We start from the raw sequence: 23,618 nt of genomic DNA, 5'->3' as shown, positions 1-23,618 counted from the left end.
GCGAGGCTTCCATGCAGACCCGCTACCCCTCCCTCGTCACCGCGCTGCGCACCCATGCCTCCGACCACCCCGAGGACCGCGCCTACGTCTTCCTGGGCGAGCGCGGGGAGGAGGCCGCCGTCCTGACGTACGCGGAGCTGGACCGACGCGCCACCGCGCTCGCCAGGGTGATGGCCGCGAAGGCGGGCCCCGGTGAGCGCGCGCTCCTGGCCTTCCCTCCGGGCCTGGAGTTCCTCGTCGCCTTCTTCGCCTGCCAGTACGCGGGCATCGTGGCGGTGCCCACCATCCTCCCGCGCCAGATGCGCCTGCGCGACTCCAGCATCTCCATCGTCGAGGACTGCGCGCCCAGGCTCGGCCTCACCACCGCCGCGGCTCGCGAGGCCGTGAGCGCCGCCTATGCGCAGGTGCCCGCCGCCCGGAGCATGGAGTGGCTGGGCGTGGATGCGAACGCCACCGACGACAGCGGGCCGCCGCTCGCGGTGAGGGAGCCGGACCCGAACGCCATCACACTCCTGCAGTACACGTCCGGGTCCACGTCGGCGCCCAAGGGCGTGATGGTCAGCCACGGCAACCTGTGCGCGAACGTGGAGATGATCAGCCAGGGCGGCGACCTGTGGCGCCACGCGACGCGCGTCGGGTGGATTCCGATGTACCACGACATGGGGCTCATCTTTAACGCCCTCCAGGGCGCGTACGTCGGCGCGCAGTGCGTGCTGATGTCGCCCCAGGCCTTCGTCGCGCATCCGCTGTCGTGGCCTCGCGCCATCAGCACGTACCGAGCGGAGATGGCCATCGCGCCGAACTTCGCCTACGACCTGTGCCTGGAGAAGTACGACGCGGAGCGGATGAAGGGCACGGACCTGTCGTGCTGGGAGCTGGCGCTCAACGGCGCCGAGCCCGTGCGCGCCAGCACCATCACCCGCTTCGCGGAGGTCTTCGCCGCCCACGGCCTCCCCCGCTTCTCGCCGCGCCCCACCTACGGCATGGCGGAGGCCACCCTTCAAATCTCCGTGGGCAAGCGCGGCAGTCCGCCCCGGCTGTGGAACGTGGGGCGTGAGTCACTGCAGAAGGATCGCGCGCTGGCGCCCGCGCCCGGTGAGCGCTCGCAGGACCTGGTCGGCTGCGGCAGGGCCCTCACCGGCGAGAAGCTGGCCATCGTCGCGCCCGACTCGCACCAGCGGCTCCCCCCCGGGCACGTGGGGGAGATCTGGGTGCACGGCCCCAACGTCGCGCACGGGTACTGGCAGAAAGCGGACGCCACGCGGGAGATCTTCGAGGCCCGCATCGTCGGCGAGGACGGCGCCACGTGGCTGCGCACCGGGGACCTGGGTTGCATGGACGACACCGGCGAGCTGTTCATCACCGGTCGTCTCAAGGACATCCTCATCATCCGGGGCTCCAACTTCTACCCCCAGGACCTGGAGCTGACGGCGGAGAAGAGCCACCCCGCGATCCGCCGGGGACACTCGGCCGCCTTCACGCTGGCGGGCTCGCGGGAGCAGGAGCAGCTGGTCATCGCGTGCGAGGTGCGCGAGGACCAGGTCGCCGGCCTGGACGTGGCGGACGTCGTCGGCGCGGTGCGACGCGCGGTGGTCCACGAGCATGAGCTCACCACCTACAAAGTGCTGCTCACGACCTCCGGGGCAATACCGCGCACCACCAGCGGGAAGATACGACGCAAGGCCACCCGTGAGCTCTGGCAGAAGGAGCAGCTGCCCCTCGTCGGTCAGAGCTAGCGGGAGGAGGATGGCATGGGAGCGATTCGACGACTGGAGCCCACCGACCTGCCCGCCGCGGTCCGCATCTGCAACGCGGAGATTGCGCGAGGTGGCTCCACCTGGGGACCGGCGGAGCTGACCGCCGACCAGCTGGGGGCGCGGCTCTCCGGCGGGCCCCGGCCGCTGGAGTCCTGGGTGTGGGAGGACACGCCGGGCGAGCTGGCGGGCTGGGGTGCCCTGACCAGCCACACGCAACGCGACATCTACGACACCATCGCGGAGGTGGCGCTCTTCGTCGATGAGCCCAAGCGCCGCCATGGCATCGGCCGGGAGCTGGCGCAGCACGCGCTGGCCCGGGCACGCGCGCTGGAGCTGCGGGCGCTGGTGGTGCTCGTGCAGCCCACGCCCGCGTTCCTCATCGCGTGGTGTGTGCGCCAGGGCTTCCGCAACGTGGGCTGGCTCAAGGGCGTGGTGCCCGTGGGCGCCGAGTGGCGTGACACCCTCGTCTTCCAGAGGACGCTGACATGATGAGGCCCGCCGAGGAGCGAGACGCGCCCGCGCTGGCGCGCATCTACAACCAGGCGATGAAGCCGGGCATCTACGCCGTCCCGGTGAACAAGCCCGTCACCGCCGAGGACCGCGTCGCGTGGCTCAAGCGCTTCCAGGCGCCCTTCGGCGCGTGGGTCTACGAGACACCGTCCGGTGACGTGCAGGGCTGGTGCTCGCTCATCCCCTTCGCCGTCCGGCCGTCCTACCCGGGCATCGCGGAGATCTCCGCGTACGTGGACGAGACGCATCGCGCGAGCGGCATCGGCGGCCTGCTCCTGGCGTGTCTGGTATCCGAGGCCCGCAAGCGCGGGCTGCGCTCGTTGGTGTCGCTGGCGTTCGAGAAGAACGTGGTCAGCATCTCCGGCTGTCTGCAGGCGGGCTTCCGGCCCATGGCCCTGCTGCCGGGCGTGGCGACCTTCGGCGACCACTTCGAGAACGTGGCGTGGATCCAGAAGGACCTCCTGGAGGAGGACCCGCCCGCGCTGCGTCACCTGCTGGAGAAGGTTCCATCGAGTCGAGGAGGCGCACGGTGATTCGTTTCGAGGAGACCTTCGTGGGTGACGAGCCGCTCCCCCGGGTCTGGCGCATCACCCAGGGACAGGACGCCTCGCGCGAGCAGATGGTGGACTGGCTGCGCGAGCACAAGGGCGCGCTCAACGCCGCCCGGGACCGACATGGCGCGGTGCTGGTGCGCGGCTTCCAGGCGCTGGACTCCGCGCCGGCCTTCGCGGACGTGCTGGGCGCCATCGCCAATGACTTGATGGAGTACGTGGGCGGCACGGCGCCTCGCAAGGTCGTCCACGGCCGCGTCACCACGGCGTCCGGACTGCCGGGGACGCACTCGCTCGCGCTGCATCAGGAGATGGCCTACCAGGCCAGCCGCCCCGACGCGCTGGCGCTGTTCTGCGAGGTGCCCCCCGACGAGATGGGCGAGACACCCCTCGCCGACGCGCGGAAGGTGACCGAGCGGCTGGACGCGGGCGTGCGCGCGCGGTTCGACGCCCAGGGGGTCGGCGTGCGGCGCGCCCTGCGCAGCCCGTCCACCGGCGAGGAGAACAGCATCCCCCGTCCCTGGAACCAGGTGTTCCTCACCACGGACCGGGACGAGGTGGAGCGCATCGCGCGTGAGAAGGAATGGAAGGTGGAGTGGCGCCCGGACGAGTCCATGCTGCTGTGGCAGCAGGTGCTCCCCGCCTTCAAGGCCCACCCGCGCACCGGGGAGCGCGTCTGGGCGAACCAGGTCCACTACCACATGCCGGAGTGCATGGTGCGCTGGGCGCTGCGCGATGGCCGCTCCGCGGACGCGGCGGACCTGCGGCGACAGATGGCCGAGACGCCGGAGCTGATGGACCACTGCTTCCACCGCGACGGCACCCGCGTGTCCGCCGAGGACGCGGAGCACGTCTGGGACGTGCTCGAGCAGTCGGAGGTCCCCCTGCGTTGGGAGCGCGGTGACGTGCTGCTGCTCGACAACGTCCTGGCCATGCACGGCCGCCGCCAGTACCGGGGCCAGCGCCGCATCCTCGTCGGGATGATCAAGGACTGACGATGCCTCCCTCCTTCTCCCATCTGGTGGCCTCGCTGAACCTGTCGCAGCCGTTCCCGGGGCGGCGGGAGCTGGAGCGCAAGCGGGGGCGCCCCTACCGGGTCCGGCTGGGCGCCAACGAGTGTCTGTTCGGCGTGTCCCCCGCCGTCTCGCGGGTGCTGGCCACGCGCGGCGGTGAGCTGCCCTACTACTCGGACCCCGCGCAGTTCGAGCTGCGGACGGCGATCGCCCAGGGCCGGGGCTTGACGCACGAGCACGTGGTGGTGGCGGAGGGAATCGAAGGGCTGCTCGGCCTCCTCTCGCGGGCCTACCTGGACCCGGGCGACACCGCGGTGACCTCGCTCGGCGGCTACCCCAGCTTCGACTACTACGTGCGCGGCTGTGGCGGGCGACTGGTCCACGTGCCGTACACCCGCGCCGGATGGAACGACCTGGACGCGCTGGTCGACGCCGCGCGACGACAGCGCGCGAAGCTGCTGTATCTGGCCAATCCGGACAACCCCACGGGCACGCACCATGGCCCCGCGGAGCTGGAGCGGCTGCTGGACCAGCTCCCCGAGGAGTGCCTGCTGCTGCTCGACGAGGCCTACGTCGAGTTCGCAGACCCGGGCAGCGTGCTCCCCTTCACGCGCAGCCGCCCCAACCTGGTGCGGCTGCGCACGTTCTCCAAGGCCCATGGCCTGGCGGCCGCGCGCGTGGGCTATGCGCTCGCGTCTCCCGAGCAGGTGTCGACGCTGGACCGCATCCGTCAGCACTTCGCGGTGAGTCAGCTCTCCCAGGAGCTGGCGCTGGCGGCCTGGCGGGATGTCGACTTCCTGGGCCAGGTGATTGGCGCGACGCGCGAGGGACGGGAGCACTACGCCGAGCTGGCCCGGCGCGTGGGCGCGACAGTGCTCCCCAGCTCCGCCAACTTCGTGAGCTTCGACTTCGGCGGCACCACGCGGGCCCGAGCGGTCGCGCGCTGGCTGGACGAGAAGGACATCCTCGTGCGCCATCCCTCGGAGCCCTTCGGTCAGCTCGTGCGAATCACCGTGGGGCCGCTGGCGGCCCGCGAGCTGCTGGCGGAGGCGCTCGCCTCCGTCCCGAATCCCTGACGCGCCCGCTCACTCCGGGCGGTGGAGCTCGAACACCTTGCCCGGATTGAGGATGCCATGCGGGTCCAGGGCCTGCTTGAGCACGCGCATCACGGCCAGCTCGGCCTCGCTCCGCGAGCGCCACAGGTGCCCCTTCTTGAGCAGCCCGATTCCGTGCTCCGCGGAGACCGAGCTCGTCTGCCGCTCCAGCGTCCCATAGACGATGTCGTCGACGTCGCCGTGCGCGTCCGAGCCTCCCGCGCCGATGGACAGGTGCAGGTTCCCATCCGCGAGGTGTCCGAAGACATGGCAGTGGTGCGCGGCGCCGAAGCGCTCCGCGAGCCGCGCCTTCACCCGCGCGACATAGTCCTCCATCGCGTCGAGGGGCAGGCTGACGTCGTAGGAGAAGACGGGGCCGGTGCGCTTGAGCGGGTCCAGCTCCTCGCGCAGGCTCCACATCTCGCGGCGCTGCGAGGCGCTGGTGGCCACCGCCGAGTGGGCGAGGAGCCCCTGCGACTCCGCCTGGGCCAGGGCCGACAGCAGCGTCTCGCCGCCCTCCTCCGCCCGGGGCCCCATGGTCTCCACCAGCACGTAGTACTCACACCCCGCGGGGAGGATGGGCCGGCCGCGCGAGGGAGGCGTGGTCATCAAGTCGTAGAACGAGCGCCACATCACCTCGAACGAGGTGAGCTCGCCCTGGAGTCCCGCCTCCATCACCCCGAGGAAGCGGGCCAGGCGCTCGAAGCCGTCCACCGCCACCAGCGCCGTGTGGTGCCCCCTGGGCATGGGCCGCAGCCGCAGCACCACCCGCGTCACCAGCCCCAGCGTGCCCTCCGAGCCGATGAACAGGTGCTTCAGGTCATAGCCCGCGTTGTTCTTGAGCATCTTCCCGCGCGAGTCCACCACGGTGCCGTCGGCCAGCACCGCCTCCAGGCCCAGCACCGCCTCCCGCATCATCCCGAAGCGCAGCACGCGCGTGCCGCCCGCGTTCGTGGCCACGGTGCCTCCCACGGTGGCGCTGCCGCGAGCCCCCAGGTCCACGGGCACCATCAACCCCACCTCCTCCGCCGCCTCCTGCGCCGCCTGCAACGGCACTCCGGCCTGCGCCGTCAGGCAGCGATTGAGCACATCCACCTCCTCGACGCGCCGCATCCGGTCGAACGCGAGCGCCACCTCGTCCACCCCGCACACGGCGCCGTGCACCAGCCCCGTCAGCCCCCCCTGCGCGACCACGGGCCGACGGGCCTGATGACACAGCGCGAGCACCCGGCTCACGTCCTCGGTGTCACGGGGCAGCAACAGCACGGATGACCGGCTCCCCGGCGCCATCCGCCGGGTGGCATCCACCCCCGTCAAGACAGACTCCGGTCCGATGGACTGCCGCAACCGAGCAATCAATGACTCCATGGCTGCTCTCTCCAAAAGAAGACACTCCACCCCTGGCGACGCATTGACCGTGACAATCCTTTACAATAGCATCCTCCAACTTTCCGGGAGGGACTCATGGCGAATGGGCGGCCTGGGGCTTCCGCGGACTCCGTCTACAAGCAATTGGAGTCCGCCTACAACGCATTCATGCTCGAACTGGGAGGGTCCTCGAACGAGGCCCAGCGGCGGATCTTCATGGCCGCGCAGCAACCCTGGGACGGTGGCAAGGATTACGCCACGGCCCACGCGGAGCATCGCCAGCGGATCGACGACGCCTGGAAGGACGTCGACCTCACCCAGCGTTATCTGAATGCATTGAAGGATTACAAATCCGCGGTCGAGAAGGTCATGGCCAACACGGATGTCCATGCCCTGGACTCGATTGCGCTGATGGCCTGGTCGCAGACCTTTCATCACATCGCCATGTATGGCTATTGGCTGAACGACCCGGGGGTGCTGGGGAAGAGCGACACGCCCTCGGGAGGTGCTGAGCGCATCGAGCCGGATCCCAGCAGGAAGCCCACGCCGCCCCCCGCTCCCCCGAAGTAGCCCGAGCGCGCTCCGTGAGCCGCACGGTGCTGATGTTCGGAGTGGAGAGCCTCCTCGGCAGCCACCTGGTGGCGGACGCGTTGTTGTCGCCCCGGGAGCCGGGAGAGCTCGTCCATTGTGGGGTGTCGAGCCCGCCGCTCCAGGGAGCCCGCACGGGGCCCCTGGAGGCCATCCGTCACGCCGCGAGACACCTCGCGCCGACGATGTCGGAGGGCGTCCGCGAGGAGCTGCTGGCCACGCGCCTGCGCTGGGTCGTTCCAGGGGCGTGGGACGCACCGGTGGACGAGCTGTGGTGTCTGTCGTCGGCGGCCCTGGAGGTGTTGCCGCGCTCGCGCATCGGCGAGCTGAACCTGGTGAGCCAACCCTCCGTGTCGACGGAGGAGCTGGAGCGTCAGCTCGCAGGGCCGTGCGGGGCACGGGACATCCCCTGGCGGCTGTTCCGCCCGGGGCTCCTGCTGGGCGTGCCCTCCGAGGAAGGCACGGGCTGGAGTGAAGGGCTGCTGCCGCTGCTCTCGGCCCTGCACACGCTGAAGCACGAGGTCGAGGAGCGTGCCCCCGGGTACTTCGACCACCACGCGCTGCGGGTACGCGCCCCCATCGACGCGCAACCGAGCGTCCTGCCGGTCCACCACGCCGTGAAGCTGTCGCGCGGACTGGCGAGCCGTCCCGACACCCGAGGCCGCGTCCTCGACCTCGTCGCGCCCGTGCCCCTTCCCTTCGCGGAGCTCTGCGAGCACCTGGGCCTGGAGTATGGGCTGAGCCTGCTCGCCGTCGGTCCGCATGAATCCCTGGCGCCCGTGGACCGGCTGTTCCAGCTGCGGCTCCGGGACTTCGAGCGACACCTGCACGTGTCACCACCTCGGGGCTCCGAGGAGCTCTACGCCTTCGCGGGCGTGGAGCCGCGAGCGCTGACGATGGAGCCCAGGGCCTGGCGCTCGATGTTCCGCGCCGTGAGGAAGGCCCAGGACGTGGCCCACGCGGAGCGGCGGCGGCGGGTCGACACGCTCTGGTCCTCGCTGCGACGCTCGACAGTGGCCGTCGGTGGCGACTCGGAGCTGACGTGCCTCTCCGGAGGCATGGGGGAGCCCCCGGTGGTCATCCTCAATGCGCTGGGACAGGGCCTGCGCTACTGGGCGCGGCTGGTGGAGCGTCTGCTCTCCAAGGGACGCCGCGTCCTGCTCTGGGAGCCACGGGAAGCGACGCGCCCTCTGCTCCTCGAGGACCAGGTGAAGGACCTGGCGGCGGTGCTCAACGCGGAGGGTGTCTCCCGCTGCCACCTGGTGGGCTGGTGCACCGGCGCCTCGGTGGCGGTGGAGTTCAGCCTCCGGCACCCGGACGCCGTCGTCTCGTCGGTGTTCCTCAATCCGTCGTTCAAGTGCGACGGCGGCCCGAAGGAGCTGGACACCGACTACGAGGAGACGCTGGAGCCGCTGTTCCGGATGCTCGACCGGCGCCCTGCGATGGTGTCCTCGGTAATGAACTCCCTGCGGACCCGCGCGAGCGCGCACCCGCCCGACTCCACCGAGGTCCTCACCCGGATGAACCGGGACCTCGAGACGGAGGTGCTGGCGCCGTTCCGGACGGAGGCGTCGACGCTCGACTACGCCCGGCAGCTCATCGACTTCTGGGCCTATGACGTCCGGGCCCGGGCCCGGGAGGTCCGCGCGCCCGTGCTGCTGTTGGGAGGTGAGCTGGACCGGGTGGCCTCGTCCGCGGCGGCCTGTGAAGTGGCTCGGCGCTTTGCCGACGGACGCTACCTGGAGGTCCACGCCGGGACGCACTACTGCCTCTATGACCGGCCCGCGCTCGTGGCCGAGGTGATGGAGCGGTTCTTCGAGGACCCGCGCCAGGTGGATGGCCTGTCCGGAGAAGTGGAGCGCGTGACATGAGCCAGCGCGTCGGCGAGCGCATCGCCAACCTCTCGCCCGAGAAACGCGCCCTGCTGGAGCGTCGCCTGCTCAGGCCCACCGCCGCGCCGGACCGCATCCCGAGGCGACCCGGGGACTCCGGCCCACCCCCGCTGTCCTTCGCGCAGCAGCGGCTGTGGTTCCTGGAGCAGTTGGAGCCGGGCAATCCGTTCTACAACCTGCCGCTCGCCACGCGCTTCCGGGGCCTGCTCTGGCCCTCCAGGCTGGAGGAGGCGCTGAGCGAGGTGGTGCGCCGTCACGAGGTGCTCCGGACCACGTTCGTCCTCCAGGACGGGGAGCCGACCCAGCGCGTGGCGGCGCACCGCGCGCTCACGTTGCCGGTGGTCGACCTGAGCGAGCTTCCCCCCGAGCAGCGAGAAGCGGAGGCCGCGCGACGCACCGCCATCGAGGCCCACCGCCCCTTCCGCCTGACCGAGGAGCCACCGCTGCGCGCCACCCTCTTCCGACTGGCCGAGGACGACCACGTGCTGGTGCTGGGCATGCACCACATCGTCTCGGATGGCTGGTCGATGGGCGTGCTCGCGCGCGAGGTCTCCGCGCTGTATGCCGCGTTCAGCGCCGGCCAGCCATCACCGCTCCCGGAGCTTCCCATCCAGTACGCGGACTTCGCGGTGTGGCAGCGCGACTGGCTGCGCGGCGACGTGCTGCGACGGTACCTCTCCTACTGGAAGCAGCGGCTGGCGGGGATGCCCACCCTGCTGGACCTGCCCACGGACCGGCCGCGCCCTCCGGTGCAGGTGTTCCGAGGCGCCACGTACACCTTCCCGATTCAAGCCTCCACGGTGGAGGGGCTTCGCGCCGTGGGCCGCGAGCTCAACGCCACGCTCTTCATGACGCTGCTGGCGGCGGTGGATGTGCTGCTCCAGCGCTACAGCCGACAGACGGACGTGGTGGTGGGCGCGCCCATCGCCAATCGGACCCGGGTGGAGACGGAGGGGTTGATCGGCTTCTTCGTCAACACGCTGGTCCTGCGCGCGGACCTGTCGGGGGACCCGACCTTCCGTGAGCTGGTGGCCCGAGTACGGGACGTGACGCTGGAGGCCTTCGCGCATCAGGAGCTCCCCTTCGACCGCCTGGTGGAGGAGCTCCAGCCCGAGCGCAACCTGTCCCACAACCCGCTCTTCCAGGTGATGTTCATCCTGCAGAACGCGCAGGCGAACCTGGAGGCGAGCACCCGCTTCGCCGCGCCGCAGTTCAGCGCCGGGACGTCGAAGTTCGACCTCACCGTGTGCGCCATGGAGACGACGGACGGCGGGCTGCTCATGGCCCTGGAGTACAACACCAGCCTGTTCGACGCGCCCACCCTGGTGAGCCTCGCGGAGAACCTCCAGGCCCTCCTGGCGAGCGCGGCGTCCCATCCGGAGCGGCGCATCTCGCGGCTCTCGATGAGCCCGCATGGCGAAGCACACGACGTCCCGCGCGACGAAGGCGACGCGCCGGACTTCGAGCTGCTCCATCAGCTCTGTGAGCGACAGGCGAGGCTCCGCCCGGAGGCGCTCGCGCTGGAGTCACCTGGTCGCACGCTGACGTATGGCCAGCTCAATGCACGGTCGAACCAGCTGGCGCGACGCCTGCGTGCGCTGGGCGTTGGCCCGGAGGTCCCCGTGAGCGTGTGCATGGAGCGCTCACCAGACCTGGTCGTCGTCGTGCTGGCCCTCTGGAAGGCCGGGGGTGTCTACGTCCCGCTGGACCCGGCACATCCCCAGGACCGCATGGCGTATGTGCTGGAGGACTCGGGAGCGCGGCTCGTCGTGACGGAGGAGGCGCTATGCGAGCGGCTGCCGCCCTTCCCGGGAACACGGCTCACGGTGGACACGCTCTGGGACGCGCTGGAGGACGAGGACCCAAGCGACCTGCGTCCCCAGGCCACACCGGACAACCTGGCGTATGTCATCTACACCTCCGGCTCCACGGGGCGCCCCAAGGGCGTGGCGGTGGCCCACCGCACCGTGTGCAACGCGGCCGAGGCCGAGCAGCGCCTCTTCGATCTGCCGCCCTCGGCCCGCATCCTCCAGTTCTCCGCGTGGACCTTCGATGTCTCGCTGTTCGAGCTGCTGCTGGCGCTGCGCTCGGGCGGGACGCTCTATCTGGCGCCGACGAAGGCGCTGCTGCCTGGAGCCCCGCTGCTGGAGCTGCTGAAGGAGCAGCGCATCCACGCTGTCACGCTGCCCCCTTCCTCGCTGGCGGCGCTGCCCTGGGCGGAGCTTCCCGAGCTGCGGATGATGGTGGTGGGCGGAGAGGCCTGTCCCCTGGAGCTGGTGACGCGCTGGGGGCGTGGACGGCGACTGTTCAACGTCTACGGTCCCACCGAGGGCTCCATCTGGAGCACCTGCGCGCTGTGCCCCGAGGACCTCCAGGTCACGCCGCCCATCGGCAGGTCACTGCCTGGCGTCCGCACGTATGTCCTGGACGCGAACCTGGAGCCCGTCCCGTTCGGCGTCCCGGGTGAGCTGTACCTGGGGGGCGCGTGTGTCTCGCGCGGCTATCACCGACGGCCGGACCTCACCGGGGAGCGCTTCCTGCCGGACCCCTTCTCCACCGAGCCCGGCGCGCGCATGTACCGCACCGGCGACGTGGTGCGCCGTCAGCGCGAGGGCGACCTGTGCTTCGTGGGCCGCGCGGACGAGATGGTGAAGGTCCGCGGCTACCGGATTGAGCCCGCGGAGGTCGAAGCGGCCCTGTTGAGCCGACCCGAGGTGCAGGCCGCCGCGGTGGTGGCCGAGCGCGCCGGCACCGATGGCGCGCGCCTGCTCGCATATGTCGTCCCCAAGGAGGGGCAGTCGGTCGACCCGGCGAACCTGCGGGGGGCTCTCCGGCGAGCGCTGCCGGAGTACATGGTCCCCGCCGCGTTCATTCCGCTGGAGTCACTGCCCAGGACCTCGCACGGGAAGCTGGACCGCCGTGCGCTTCCAGCCGTGAGTCGGGATGCGCTCGCCCGGGCACGCGCGGAGCCGGTTGCGCCCCGCACCGCCACCGAGGCCCTGGTGGCGCGCGTGTGGGGCGAGGTCCTGGAGCTTCAGCGCGTCGGCGTGCTCGATGACTTCTTCGACCTGGGCGGCCACTCGTTGCTGGCCACCCGCATCGTGTCCCGGCTGTCCGCCGCGGCCGGGGTGGAGCTCCCGCTGCGCACCCTCTTCGAGCGGCCCACGGTGGCCGCGCTGGCGCAGGCGCTCGACGCCTCGCGGGACAGCGGCGTGAAGTCCACCGAGCCGGCCCTCCTGCCGCTCGACAGGCAGGCACGACGCATCCCCATCCCCGTCGTCGGAAAGGACGCGCCCACCTCGGGGGTGTGAGCACCCACGAGCCGCGTGACGCCCACCATGGCCTCATCACCCGCGGTCCCGGAGCTTCGCGAGGCCTTCGTCTTCCCCGCCTCGTACGCCCAGCGCCGCCTGTGGTTCCTCCACCAGTTCGAGTCCGCGAGCCCCGTCTACAACATCCCCTCGCCCCTCCGACTGGGCTTCGCGCTGAACGTGGAGGCCCTGCGCAAGAGCCTCGACGAGCTGGTGCGCAGGCACGAATCGCTGCGGACCACCTTCACGGCCGTCGACGGCGAGCCCATGCAGGTCGTGGCGCCCTCGCGACAGGTGACGCTGGACATCACCGACCTGCGCTCGATGCCCGCCGCGCAGCGCGAGTCGGAAGCGCAACGCCTGGCGGCGCTCGATGCCCTGCGCCCGTTCTCCCTCGCCGAGGGTCCGCTGCTGCGCGTCTCGTTGGTGACGCTGGCGGAGGCAGACCACGTGCTGCTCGTGACGATGCACCACATCGTCTCGGACGGCTGGTCCATGGGCGTCTTCCTGCGGGAGCTGGGGGCGCTCTACAACGCGTTCAGCGCGGGCTGGCCCTCGCCCCTGCCGGAGCCGCGGCTCCAGTATGCGGACTACTCCCATTGGCAGCGGGAGTTGCTCCGCGGCGACGTCTACACCCGGCACCTCGAGTATTGGAGGACGCAGCTCGCGGGGGCGCCGCCTCGGCTGGAGCTTCCGACGGACAGGGTGCGTCCGTTGATGCAGGCCCACCGCGGCGCCGGGCACCTGGTGACGCTGGACGCCGACCTGCATGAGAGGCTCCGGGCCCTGGGGCAGCGCGTCGGGGCCACGCCGTTCATGGTGATGCTCGCGGCCTTCGATGTCCTCCTGTACCGCGCCACCGGACAGGAGGACCTGGTCGTCGGCACACCCATCGCCAATCGGGGACGACCCGAGCTGGAGGGGTTGATCGGCTTCTTCGTCAACACGCTGGTGCTGCGGACCCAGCTCTCGGGCGCGCTCGGCTTCCAGGACGTCCTGGCGCGCGTCCGCGAGGTGACGCTGGGCGCCTACGCCCACCAGGACATTCCCTTCGAGAAGCTGGTCGAGGAGCTGCAACCCGAGCGCAACCTGGGCAGCAACCCGCTGTTCCAGGTGATGTTCTCGTTCCAGAGCGCGGAGCGTCCCCAGGGCAGCGCATCTCCCGGTGGACCGGAAGCACCTCGGGTACCGACCACGACCTCCAAGTTCGACCTGACGCTGTCGGTGGCGGAGGCGCCGCGCGGTGGAGCATTCGCGCTGTTCGAGTACGACACGGAGCTGTTCGAGCCGGAGACCGTGACGCGGATGGGCTCGCACTTCCTCGCCCTGCTCCACGCCATCGTCCTTGCGCCGGCGCAACCCATCTCGAGGCTTCCACTCCTGGGCGACGAGGAGCGGCGGCGGCTGTTGGTGGAGTGGAACGACACCACCGTGTCCCGGGAGGAGCCGGGATTCCTCCACCGCGTCATCGTGGCGCAGGCCGCGCGGACACCGGAGGCGGTGGCGCTCATGGCCGGGCTGGAGCGGGTGACGTACCGGGAGCTCGTGTCCCGCGCGAACCAGCTCGCGCGCTTCCTCGGGCGTCACGGCGTGGGGCCGGAGGTCCGGGTGGGCGTGTGCATGGAGCGTTCGCCGGAGCTGCTCGTCGCGCTGCTGGGCATCCTGCAGGCAGGTGGCGCGTATGTGCCGCTGGACCCGGAGTATCCCTCGGAACGACTGGCCTTCATGCTGGAGGACTCCGCGCCCGCGGTGCTCATCACCCAGGCGAGCCTCGCGTCGACGCGGCCCGGGACGCGTGCCCGCGTGCTCCGCCTGGACACGGAGTGGGCGGAGGTGGATCGCGAACAGGACAGCGACCCGGCGCTGCCCGTGCACCCCGCGCAGCTCGCGTATGTCATCTACACCTCCGGCTCCACCGGGCGCCCCAAGGGCGCGATGAACTCCCATGCGGGCATCGCCAACCGCCTGGCCTGGATGCGCCAGACGTACCGGTTGGATGGGCGCGACAGGATGCTCCACAAGACGCCGACCAGCTTCGACGTGTCGATCACCGAGCTGTTCTGGCCGCTGATGACGGGCGCCACCGTGGTCATCGCGAAGCCCGGAGGACACCGCGACCCGGGTTACCTCATCGACCTGATGGCCGCTGAACGGGTGACCGCCGCGCACTTCGTCCCGTCGATGCTGCGCGTCCTGCTGGAGCACCGGGGTGTCGAGCGCTGCGAAACCCTGCGGCAGGTCATCATCAGCGGAGAGGCCGTCACGCCCGACCTGGAGGCGCGCTTCCACGCACGCTTCCGGGCGGAGCTGCACAACCTCTACGGCCCCACCGAAGCGGCGGTGGAGGTGTCCGCGTGGACGTGTCCTGCGACTGGCAGTGGTGGTCGGGTGCCCATCGGCAAGCCCATCCACAACACCCGGTTGTTCATCCTGGACGCGACGCTGGAGCCTGTTCCTGTCGGTCTCCCGGGGGAGCTGTTCATCGGCGGCATCGGCGTGGGACGCGGCTACCTCGGGCGCCCCGAGCTGACCGCGGAGCGCTTCATCCCGGACCCGTTCAGCACCGAGCCCGGACAGCGGCTATATCGCACCGGTGACCGCGCGCGCTTCCGGGCGGATGGGAACATCGACTTCCTCGGGCGACTGGATGACCAGGAGAAGATTCGAGGGTTCCGCATCGAGCTGGGCGAGGTGGAGGCGGCGCTGCGCTCGCATCCGTGCGTACGCCATGCGGTGGTGATGGCTCGCGAGGTGACGCCGGGCGACAAACGGCTGGTAGCCTATGTGGTGGGCGGCCCCGGGGAGGACCTGCCCGGCGCGCTGCGACGCCACCTGTCTCGCACCTTGCCCGAGCACATGGTGCCCACCGCCTTCGTGGCGCTGGAGGCCTTGCCGCTGCTGCCCAACGGCAAGCTGGACCGACGCGCGCTGCCGCTCCCTGGAGAGCTCGATACGGCGACGAGGACGGCCTATGTGGCGCCGCGTGGCGCGGTGGAGGAGAAGCTGGCGCACGTGTTCGCCGAGCTGCTCGGCCGCGCGCGCGTCGGGGTCCACGACAACTTCTTCGAGCTGGGGGGACACTCCCTCCTGGCGACGCGCGTGGTGTCGCGCATCCATGACGCCTACGGGGTGGAGGTGCCGCTGCGCCGGCTCTTCGAGACGCCCACCGTGGAGGCGCTCGCGAAGGTGGTGGCGGAACAGGGGGCGACGCCGGTGGCCTCGGCCATTCCCAAGCTGGAGCGGGACACGGAGCTGGCGGACGTCGCCCACCTCTCGGACGCGGAGGTGTCGGCGATGTTGGAGGAGCTGGCCGCGCGCGGGGAGCTGGCGAAATGAGCGCTCCCGCCCTCGCCCAGCTCTCGCCGGATGAGCGCAGAGCCCTGTTGGCGCGGACCCTGCGGGACAAGGGCACGCGCCCCGAGCCTCCGCTCTCCTATGCACAGGCGCGGCTGTGGTTCCTGGACCGTTTCCAGCCTGGGAACCCGACGTACAATCTTCCGGCGGTGACCCGGCTGACGGGGCCCATCGACCTGGCGGTGTTGCAACGCTGTCTCGATGCGCTCGTGCAGCGCCATGAATCCCTGCGCACCCTCTTCGCCCTGGTGCGCGGCGAGCCGGTGCAGCGGGTCCTGCCTGCGCTGGAGCTGAAGCTGTCCGCGGTGCGCCCTTCTGGCGAGGACGAGGCCACGCGCGCGGTGGAGGCGCAGCGACTGGCGATGGAGGAGTGTCGGCGACCGTTCGACCTGGAGCGCGGGCCGCTGCTCCGGATGACGCTCTACTCGTCGAGCGACACCGAGCACCTGCTCGTGCTGGTGCTGCATCACATCATCGCGGATGGCTGGTCGATGCGGGTGTTGTTCGACGAGCTGGCGCGGCTGTACGAGGCCTTCTCGGCGGGACGTCCCTCGCCGCTCCCGGCGCTGCCGCTCCAGTACGTGGACTTCGCGGCGTGGCAGCGGAAGACGCTGCGCGGAGAGGTGCTGGAGGGGCACCTGGCGTACTGGCGGAAGCAGCTCGCGTCGGTGCCCAGTCTGTTGGCGCTGCCCACCCATGGGCCACGTCCCCGGGTGGTGGGTCAGCGGGGTGGTCATCACGTCTTCTCGCTCGAGCCCGCGCTGATGGAGCGGTTGGGGGTTTTGGGTCGGAGGGAGGGGGCGACGAGCTTCATGTTGCTGCTGTCCGCCTTCGCCACCCTCCTCCATCGGCTCAGTGGTGAGACGGACGTGTGCATCGGCACGCCCATCGCGAACCGGATGCGTCCGGAGCTGGAGGGACTGGTCGGCTTCTTCGCCAACACGCTGGTGCTGCGCGCCGACCTCTCGGGGACGCCGAGCTTCCGGCAGCTCCTGGGGCGGGTCCGGGAGATGACGCTGGGGGCGTTCGCGCATCAGGACCTGCCCTTCGAGAAGCTCGTCGAGGAGCTCCGCCCCGAGCGCAACCTGGGTCACAACCCGTTGTTCCAGGTGATGTTCGTCCTGCAGAACACGGGGCCTCGTGATGCGAGCCGGGCACCGGCATCCGACACGCCGCCGTTGTATTCGAGCGGCACGGCCAAGTTCGACCTGACCCTCTGCGTGACGGAGGCGGAGGCCGGGGCTCACGCGTTCTTCGAGTACAACCTGGACCTGTTCGAGGGCGAGATGATCGCCCGCCTCGCGAGCTGCTTCCACGCGCTGCTGTGGGGCATCGCGGAGGAACCGGACCGGACGACGGCGTCGTTGCCGCTGCTGGACGCCGAGGCGCGGCGACGAGTCGAGGCAGCGCAGCCGTTGCCGGAGGTGCCGGTCCGGTCGAGCGTCGAACGTGTTCACGAGCAGGTGTCCGCGAGAGCGATGAGCCACCCGGAGGCCGTCGCGGTCCAGACCGGTGAGGACGCGCTGAGCTACGGCGAGCTGGTCCACCGCGCGGACCTGGTGGCCCGAGCGCTGCGGACACAGGGAGTCTCGCCGGGAATGTTGGTGGGGCTCTTCGTGGAGCCATCGCCGGAGCTGGTGGTGGCCCATCTCGGTGTGCTGTGCGCAGGAGGAGCGTTCATCCCGCTCGACACGAGCGAGCCCGCGTCTCGACTGGCCGCCACCGTGGAGGCGCTGCGCCCGTCGCACATCCTCTGCCAGCAACATCAGGCCGCACGGCTGCAGGGGCTCCCTGGACGGCACATCCTCCTGGAGCATTGCCTGAGCGCTGATGCGCCCCCCACCGGTGACATGGCACCTCTCGCGGCTGGGACGCGCTCCGCTGGATTCGCACCAGCGAAAGAAGACGAGCCCATCCCTACGATTCGCGACGGGTTCGCTCGCTCCCTGCCACGTCCAGGCCCCGCGGCCCCACCGGCGGCAACACTCGATGGGCTTGCCTGCGTCCTGCCTCGTCCAGGTCCCGAGGGCCGGCCGCTGGGCGTGGTGATGAGCCACGCGGCCCTCGCGGCGGCATGTCGACTGCCTGACCTGAGGCTGAGCCCCGACGATTGCCTCTCCTTCCCCGAAGGGGCGTGGGACGAGGCCGCGCCCTTCTTGCTGTTGGGCGCGCTCGCCGCCGGTGCTCGGCTCGCGCCTCTGTCAGGCGGGCGAAGCCTGACTCCGCGCAAGCTGGCCATGCATCTGCGCGAGCACTCGGTCTCCGTCATCGCGTTGACCACGCCCATGCTCGTGAAGCTGGGCCGTGAGTTCCCCTGGTCCCTCCGCTCCCTCCGACTCGTGTTGTGGACCGGCGGCCCCGACGAGGAGTCCCTGCTGACGAGCTCGCTTCCTCCTGATGTCCTCAGTCGCGTCCTCCACGTGTACGGCTGGACAGAAGTCGGCGGAATCGCCGCGCTCCGTCCCGTGGCGGCGCCCTCTCCTTCCGAGCGCCCCGTCACCCGAATCGGTACACCCGTGGCGGGCACCACCCTGCACCTGCTCGACGAAGCCCTGTCCCCCGTTCCCTCGGGCTTCGTCGGGGACCTGTACGTCTCCGGTGAGCAGCTCGCCTCCGGATATCTCTCCTCACCCGAGCGCACCTTCCCCCGCGACAACCTGGTGCGAACGGGAGACCTCGCGCGTCGCTTGCCCGACGGAGGGCTCGAGTGGGTGGGTCGACGCGATGGGCGACACCTGCATCGCGGAACACGCCTCGAACTGGGCGAAGTCGAACAGGCCCTGCGTGCGCATCCCCAGGTGACGGAAGCCACGGTCGTCCTCAGGCCGGGCTCGCAGTTGGTGGCCGCCGTGGTCGCCCCGTCCTCGGAACGCGAAGCCCTTCGACAACACCTCGAGGACCGACTCCCCGACTCCGCCCTGCCCGACTCCTTCCTCTTCCTGGACGCACTTCCACGTGCCCCCACAGAGGAGCACGCACGCCGAGCCCTGCTGACCGAGCTCGAACGTCGAGACACCGCCGGTGCCTCGGCAGCGCCCTACTCGGCACCGCGTGACCCCGTGGAGGAAACCCTCGCCCGCATCTGGGCCCAGGCCTTCAGCCTGGAGCGCGTGGGCATCCACGATGACTTCTTCCGCCTGGGTGGACACTCCCTGCTCGCGACCCAGGTCGTGGCGCGCGCATGCGATGCGTTCGGCGTGGACCTGCCCCTGCGTCAGCTCTTCGAGGCGCCCACCATCGCGCAGCTCGCGCGAACCATCGAGCGACTCGGCCACGACTCCGGCCGTCCTCCCCCCATCCGCCCCGCGCCCAGGGACCGCCCGCTCCCGCTCTCCTTCGCGCAGCAGCGCCTCTGGTTCCTCGACCAGTTCGAACCCAACAGCGCCTTCTACAACATCCCCACCTCCTTCCGGATTCGGGCCCCCCTCGACGTGGCCGCGCTCCAGGGGAGCCTGAACGCCCTCGTGCTCCGGCACGAGTCGCTCCGCACCACGTTCACCGTGATGGACCAACAACCGGTCCAGGTCATCGCGCCCCCAGGCAGTGTCGCCCTGCCAGTCGTCGACCTGCGCGCCTGGCCCGAGGCCACGCGAGAACACGAGGCCCAACGACTCGCCGCCCTCGAAGCGCAGCATCCCTTCGACCTCTCACGCGGCCCGCTGCTGCGCGCCCGGCTCCTGCACCTCGCGGACAACGACTACGTCCTGCTCCTCACCGTGCACCACATCGTGGCCGATGCCTGGTCGGCCGACGTGCTCTTCCGTGAGCTGAGCGTCCTCTACGAAGCGGGCCGGACGGGCACACCCGCATCGCTGCCTCCGCTGGAGCTCCAGTACGCGGACTTCGCGGCCTGGCAGCGACAGTGGCTGACGGGCTCCGTGCTCGAACGTCAGCTCGCCTATTGGAAGGAGCACCTGCGCGGCGCGCCGCCCGTGGTGTCGCTGCCCACGGACAGGGCGCGTCCTCCGGTCCAGGTCTTCCGAGGCAGCCTCCATCCCTTCACCCTGCCCTCCGCGGCCCTGCTGCGCTTCTGCCAGGCCGAGGGCTGCACGTTGTTCATGGGGCTGCTCGCGGCGTTCAACCTGCTGCTCCACCGCTACTCGGGGCAGGACGACCTGGTGGTCGGCTCCCCCATCGCGAACCGGGTGCGTCCCGAGCTGGAGGGGATGATCGGCTTCTTCGCAAACACGCTCCCCATGCGAACCCGCGTCACCGGCGAGGAGAGCTTCCGGCAACTGCTCGCACGCGTCCGCGAGGTGTCGCTCGGCGCCTACGCGCACCAGCACCTGCCCTTCGAGAAGCTGGTCGAGGAGCTGAACCCCGGACGCAACCTCGCGTACAACCCGCTGTTCCAGGTGATGCTCGCCCTGCAGAACACGGGGCGACCCTTGTCCGCGGAGGGCGCGAGACTGGCCTCCGGTGCCCCCGCGATGGGCACGGGCACCGCCAAGTTCGACCTCATCCTGTTCGTCGCGGAGACCTCGGAGTCCCTCCAGGCGAGCCTCGAGTACAACTCGGACCTGTTCGACCCGGAGACCATCGCCGGGATGGCGTCCCACCTGCGCAACCTCCTCGCCTCCGCGCTCGCCACACCGGACCTCCCCGTCGCGCGGCTCTCCATGCTGGACCCGGCGGAACAGGCCGCGCTGGCGCGCTGGAATCCGCCCCGTACGCCCGCGCCGGACCTGTGCGTGCACGAGCTGTTCGCGCGGCAGGCCGAGCGCACCCCGGACCTGCGAGCCGTCCTCCTCGGCCCCCGCGCCCTGACCTACCGCGAGCTCGATGAACGCTCGGAGGCCCTGGCCACACGCCTGCGTGGACTCGGCGCCGGGCCTGGGGTCGTCGTCGGAATCTGCCTGGAGCGCTCGCTGGAGATGGTGGTGGCGGTGCTCGCCGTCCTGCGCTCCGGGGCCGCGTACCTGCCCCTGGACCCCGGGTTCCCGAAGGAGCGACTCGCCTTCATGCTCACCGACGCGAAGGTGCCCGTGGTGCTCACCCACCGGGGCACACGCGAGCGGCTCCCCGTCGACCTCGCCCGGCTCATCGACTGCGACGAAGAGGACACCGCCCCGCTCCGCCCCATCGCGCCACGGGCACCACCGTCACCGGACTCGCTGGCGTACGTCATCTTCACCTCCGGCTCCACGGGCACCCCCAAGGGCGTGGCGATGCCGCACCGTCCGCTGGTCAATCTGCTCCACTGGCAGATGGCCCGCTCCCAGCTCCCCCTTGGCGCGAGGACATTGCAGTTCGCGTCCTTGAGCTTCGACGTGTCCTTCCAGGAGCTGTTCTCCACGTGGTGCGCGGGCGGCACGCTGGTCCTCGTCACGGAGGAGCAGCGCAGGGACCCGGAGGTGCTGTGGCGCCTGCTCGCGACCGAGGACATCCACCGCGTCTTCCTCCCCTACGTCGCGCTCCAGCAGCTCGCGGACCGGGCCCGGGAGCTGGGTGGCACCCCCGCCAGCCTGCGCGAGGTCATCACCGCGGGCGAGCAGCTCCAGATCACTCCGTCCATCGCCCACCTGTTCTCGCGCCTCCAGGCCACGCTGCACAACCAATACGGTCCATCGGAGACCCACGTGGTGAGCGAGCTGACGCTGGAAGGGCCTCCCGCGTCGTGGCCCGCGCTCCCCGCCATCGGACGCCCCATCCCCAACGCCACGCTCCACGTGCTGGACCGCTGGGGACAACAGGTCCCCGTGGGAGTCCCAGGTGAGCTGCACCTCGGCGGGATGATGCTCGCGCGCGGCTACCTGGGCCGCCCCGTCGCGACGGCGGAGAAGTTCATCCCCGGCCCGCCCGACCCATCCCGGCCCGGCGAGCGCCTGTACCGCACAGGCGACCGAGCACGCTATCTGCGCGACGGCACCGTCCAGTTCCTGGGGCGCGTGGACGAGCAGGTGAAGATTCGCGGCCATCGGGTCGAGCCCGGCGAGGTCGAGGCACGGCTGCGGCAACACCCGGCGGTGAAGGAGGCCGCGGTGACGACCCGGCCCGATGGAGAAGGACGCCCCAGGCTGGTGGCCTTCTTCCAGACGGTGGACGCCCGCGACCTCGCCGCAAGCGAGCTGCGCGCCTGGCTCGGAGCCTCGCTGCCCGAGCACATGGTGCCGTCTGCGTTCGTGCGGATGGACGCCCTGCCTCTCACGCCCACCGGCAAACTCAACCGGCGCGCCCTGCCCGACTCCGACGAGGTCCTGCCCGCGAGCGCGGACCGCTTCGTCGCGCCGAGGACGCCCGTGGAGGAAGCCCTGGCGAAGCTCTGGACGGAGCTGCTGCGAGTCGCGCGCGTGGGCGTCCACGACGACTTCTTCGAGCTGGGAGGCCACTCGCTGCTCGCGACCCGACTGGTGTCCCGCATCCGCGGTGAGCTGGGGACGGAGCTGCCCCTGCGACGCGTGTTCGAGGCGCCCACCGTCGAGCGGCTCGCGGTGGTCATCGTCCAGACCCGTGCGGATGCAGCGAGTGAGGACGAGGTGGCCCTGCTGCTCGCGGAGCTGGAGGCGCTCCCCGCCGAGGAGGCCCAACGACAGTGGGCGGCGCTCCAGGAGGAAGGCCCATGAGCCACGCCCGGAACGAGGAGACGCCGATGGACGCCATCGACGTGCGTCGGATGCTGCCCCGCCTGCTGGAGCATCCCTCGCGCGAGGTCATCACCTTCGAGAAGGGCAAGGTCGTCCGCCGAAGCCACGCGCAGGTGCACGAGGACGTCGTGACGACGAGGGCCGCGCTGGAGCGCTGGGGCATCCGCCCAGGCATGCGCGTGGGCCTCCGGGCACCGAACTGCTACGAGTGGCTGGTCCACGACCTGGCGCTGCTCGAGCTTCGCGCCGTCACCGTCGCGTTCCCCGACGACTTCGCCGCGAGACCTCCCGACGAGCTGCTCGAGCGCTACCAGCTCTCCTTGCTCCTGGTCCCTGGAAGGCAACGGGAGGGACACACGAACGCCGCCCTCGCCGCGCTCGATGGCCCCAACGACGGCGTGCGCGCCATCGAGCGAGGCACCGAGCCACCCCCGGAGGGCTTCGACCAGCCCTGGCTCGTCTTCTCGTCGGGCTCCTCGGGGTGGCTGAAGGGGCTCGTCCTCAACCGCCGGGGGGTCGAGGAGAGCCTGGACGCCTTCGTCCGCGCGGCGAGGACCCGCTCCGATGACTCGATGCTGTTGTTCCTGCCCATCTCCAACTTCCAGCAGCGGCTGATGTACTACGCGGCGTTCTGGTACGGGTTCGACCTCATCGTCACGGAGCCCGTCCACCTGTTCCGCGCGATGAAGGAGCTGCGGCCCACCGCGCTGGTGGCCCCGCCCACGCTCTACGAAGCGATCGAGACCCGCTTCGGCAACCTGCCCCGCTCGAAGCAGCTGCTGGCCCGGGTCCTCGGAGGAATCGCCCGGCGTCTGCCCTCCCGGTCCGCGCGCGACGCCCTGGCCCGGAGGATCTTCCGCGAGGTCCACGAGACGCTCGGTGGACGCATGCGCTTCATGGTGACGGGGATGGCCCCCACCAAGCGCTCCACGCTGGAGCTGCTCGAGCTGATGCGCCTGCCCGTCTTCGAGACCTACGGCGTCACCGAGTGCGGCTCGGTCTCCCTCAACACCGCCGAGGCCCACCGGCTGGGGAGCGTGGGCCGGCTGCTCCCGGGTCCCAAGGTGGAGCTGGCGCCGGATGGGGAGATCATCGTCCACCGCGAGCACATGTACGCGACCGGCTACTTCGAGTGCGCGGACGGAGAGAACGAGAAGACCTTCATCGGCGGCAACCGCGTGGCCACGGGTGACGTGGGGCGCTTCGACGCGGAGGGCTACCTGTACCTGGTGGGCCGCAAGAAGGAGATCATCATCACCTCGGGCGGGGAGAAGGTGCATCCGGAGCTGGTGGAGGCGGAGATCGACCGCTGCCCGGAGGTGGCCAAGTCCGTGGTGTTCGGCGGCGGCACCCTGACGTGCCTGGTCGCGGTGGTGCTCCCCAAGAACCCCGACGACGTGGAGGCGAAGCGCCGCATCGAGCGCCACGTGGAGGAAGTGGGAGGACAGCGGCAGTCGCTGCGCGTGGGGCGCGTGGTGTTCGCGCAGGAGGCCTTCACGCGGGAGAACGGGCTTCTGCGCCCGAATCTGAAGTTGGACCGCAAGCGCATCGGCGACGTCTTCCAGACCCAGCTCGACCGCGCCGCGAGCTGAGCAC

At 70.7% G+C, this 23,618-nt stretch carries 12 protein-coding genes; 11 read left to right on the top strand and 1 reads right to left on the bottom strand.

Annotation, left to right across the window (positions count from 1 at the left end; genetic code table 11):
• Nucleotides 1–11 precede the first annotated feature (11 nt).
• The 5 genes from AC6JA9_RS20910 to AC6JA9_RS20890 are packed head-to-tail and all read left to right on the top strand — an operon-like array spanning nucleotide 12 to nucleotide 4,907.
• The gene (locus tag AC6JA9_RS20910; RefSeq protein ID WP_426746465.1) at nucleotides 12–1,736 is read left to right on the top strand and encodes a fatty acyl-AMP ligase; all 1,725 of its coding nucleotides are present in this window, start codon (nucleotides 12–14) and stop codon (nucleotides 1,734–1,736) included.
• A 15-nt stretch (nucleotides 1,737–1,751) separates the two neighbouring features.
• Nucleotides 1,752–2,246, top strand: coding sequence for a GNAT family N-acetyltransferase (locus AC6JA9_RS20905; RefSeq protein WP_223748735.1), 495 nt, complete (start codon nucleotides 1,752–1,754; stop codon nucleotides 2,244–2,246).
• A complete protein-coding gene (locus AC6JA9_RS20900; RefSeq protein ID WP_141323953.1) occupies nucleotides 2,243–2,800 on the top strand; it encodes a GNAT family N-acetyltransferase in 558 nt (185 codons plus the stop codon). Before AC6JA9_RS20905 ends, AC6JA9_RS20900 begins: the two co-directional genes overlap by 4 nt.
• Complete coding sequence (locus AC6JA9_RS20895) at nucleotides 2,797–3,813, top strand: TauD/TfdA family dioxygenase (RefSeq protein ID WP_141323952.1); 1,017 nt, start codon at nucleotides 2,797–2,799, stop codon at nucleotides 3,811–3,813. Before AC6JA9_RS20900 ends, AC6JA9_RS20895 begins: the two co-directional genes overlap by 4 nt.
• A gap of 2 nt (nucleotides 3,814–3,815) precedes the next feature.
• Entirely contained in the window at nucleotides 3,816–4,907 is a 1,092-nt protein-coding gene (locus AC6JA9_RS20890; protein ID WP_497960550.1) for an aminotransferase class I/II-fold pyridoxal phosphate-dependent enzyme, read from the top strand.
• 9 nt (nucleotides 4,908–4,916) lie between these two features.
• On the opposite strand, the gene AC6JA9_RS20885 is transcribed toward AC6JA9_RS20890, so the two are convergent.
• Nucleotides 4,917–6,191: an FAD-binding oxidoreductase gene (locus AC6JA9_RS20885; protein WP_483577870.1), complete on the bottom strand. Its 1,275-nt coding sequence runs from the start codon at nucleotides 6,189–6,191 to the stop codon at nucleotides 4,917–4,919.
• A 198-nt stretch (nucleotides 6,192–6,389) separates the two neighbouring features.
• Between AC6JA9_RS20885 and AC6JA9_RS20880 the strand changes: the two genes are divergently transcribed.
• The 6 genes from AC6JA9_RS20880 to AC6JA9_RS20855 are packed head-to-tail and all read left to right on the top strand — an operon-like array spanning nucleotide 6,390 to nucleotide 23,614.
• Nucleotides 6,390–6,863 carry a hypothetical protein gene (locus AC6JA9_RS20880; RefSeq protein WP_497960547.1) on the top strand — a complete coding sequence of 158 codons (474 nt, stop codon included), beginning with the start codon at nucleotides 6,390–6,392 and terminating at the stop codon, nucleotides 6,861–6,863.
• Between the two features lie 14 nt (nucleotides 6,864–6,877).
• On the top strand, nucleotides 6,878–8,752 hold the full coding sequence (locus AC6JA9_RS20875) for an alpha/beta fold hydrolase (protein ID WP_497960545.1): 1,875 nt from the start codon (nucleotides 6,878–6,880) through the stop codon (nucleotides 8,750–8,752).
• On the top strand, nucleotides 8,749–12,084 hold the full coding sequence (locus tag AC6JA9_RS20870; protein ID WP_497960543.1) for an amino acid adenylation domain-containing protein: 3,336 nt from the start codon (nucleotides 8,749–8,751) through the stop codon (nucleotides 12,082–12,084). The genes AC6JA9_RS20875 and AC6JA9_RS20870 overlap by 4 nt, the downstream gene beginning before the upstream one ends.
• Before the next feature lie 15 nt (nucleotides 12,085–12,099).
• Nucleotides 12,100–15,420 (top strand): amino acid adenylation domain-containing protein, encoded by a 3,321-nt coding sequence (locus AC6JA9_RS20865; RefSeq protein WP_497960541.1) that lies wholly within the window; start codon nucleotides 12,100–12,102, stop codon nucleotides 15,418–15,420.
• Entirely contained in the window at nucleotides 15,417–22,001 is a 6,585-nt protein-coding gene (locus tag AC6JA9_RS20860; RefSeq protein WP_497960540.1) for an amino acid adenylation domain-containing protein, read from the top strand. Before AC6JA9_RS20865 ends, AC6JA9_RS20860 begins: the two co-directional genes overlap by 4 nt.
• Entirely contained in the window at nucleotides 21,998–23,614 is a 1,617-nt protein-coding gene (locus tag AC6JA9_RS20855) for an AMP-binding protein (protein ID WP_223748743.1), read from the top strand. The genes AC6JA9_RS20860 and AC6JA9_RS20855 overlap by 4 nt, the downstream gene beginning before the upstream one ends.
• The last annotated feature ends 4 nt before the right edge of the window (nucleotides 23,615–23,618 follow it).

This window comes from Myxococcus sp. MH1, assembly GCF_059738865.1.
This window is presented reverse-complemented; position numbering and strand designations above follow the sequence as displayed.

Coding starts and splice junctions, on each gene's coding strand:
- AC6JA9_RS20910 (WP_426746465.1), top strand. CDS start 12: ATGCAGACCCGCTACCCCTCCCTCGTCACCGCGCTGCGCACCCATGCC.
- AC6JA9_RS20905 (WP_223748735.1), top strand. CDS start 1,752: ATGGGAGCGATTCGACGACTGGAGCCCACCGACCTGCCCGCCGCGGTC.
- AC6JA9_RS20900 (WP_141323953.1), top strand. CDS start 2,243: ATGATGAGGCCCGCCGAGGAGCGAGACGCGCCCGCGCTGGCGCGCATC.
- AC6JA9_RS20890 (WP_497960550.1), top strand. CDS start 3,816: ATGCCTCCCTCCTTCTCCCATCTGGTGGCCTCGCTGAACCTGTCGCAG.
- AC6JA9_RS20880 (WP_497960547.1), top strand. CDS start 6,390: ATGGCGAATGGGCGGCCTGGGGCTTCCGCGGACTCCGTCTACAAGCAA.
- AC6JA9_RS20870 (WP_497960543.1), top strand. CDS start 8,749: ATGAGCCAGCGCGTCGGCGAGCGCATCGCCAACCTCTCGCCCGAGAAA.
- AC6JA9_RS20860 (WP_497960540.1), top strand. CDS start 15,417: ATGAGCGCTCCCGCCCTCGCCCAGCTCTCGCCGGATGAGCGCAGAGCC.
- AC6JA9_RS20855 (WP_223748743.1), top strand. CDS start 21,998: ATGAGCCACGCCCGGAACGAGGAGACGCCGATGGACGCCATCGACGTG.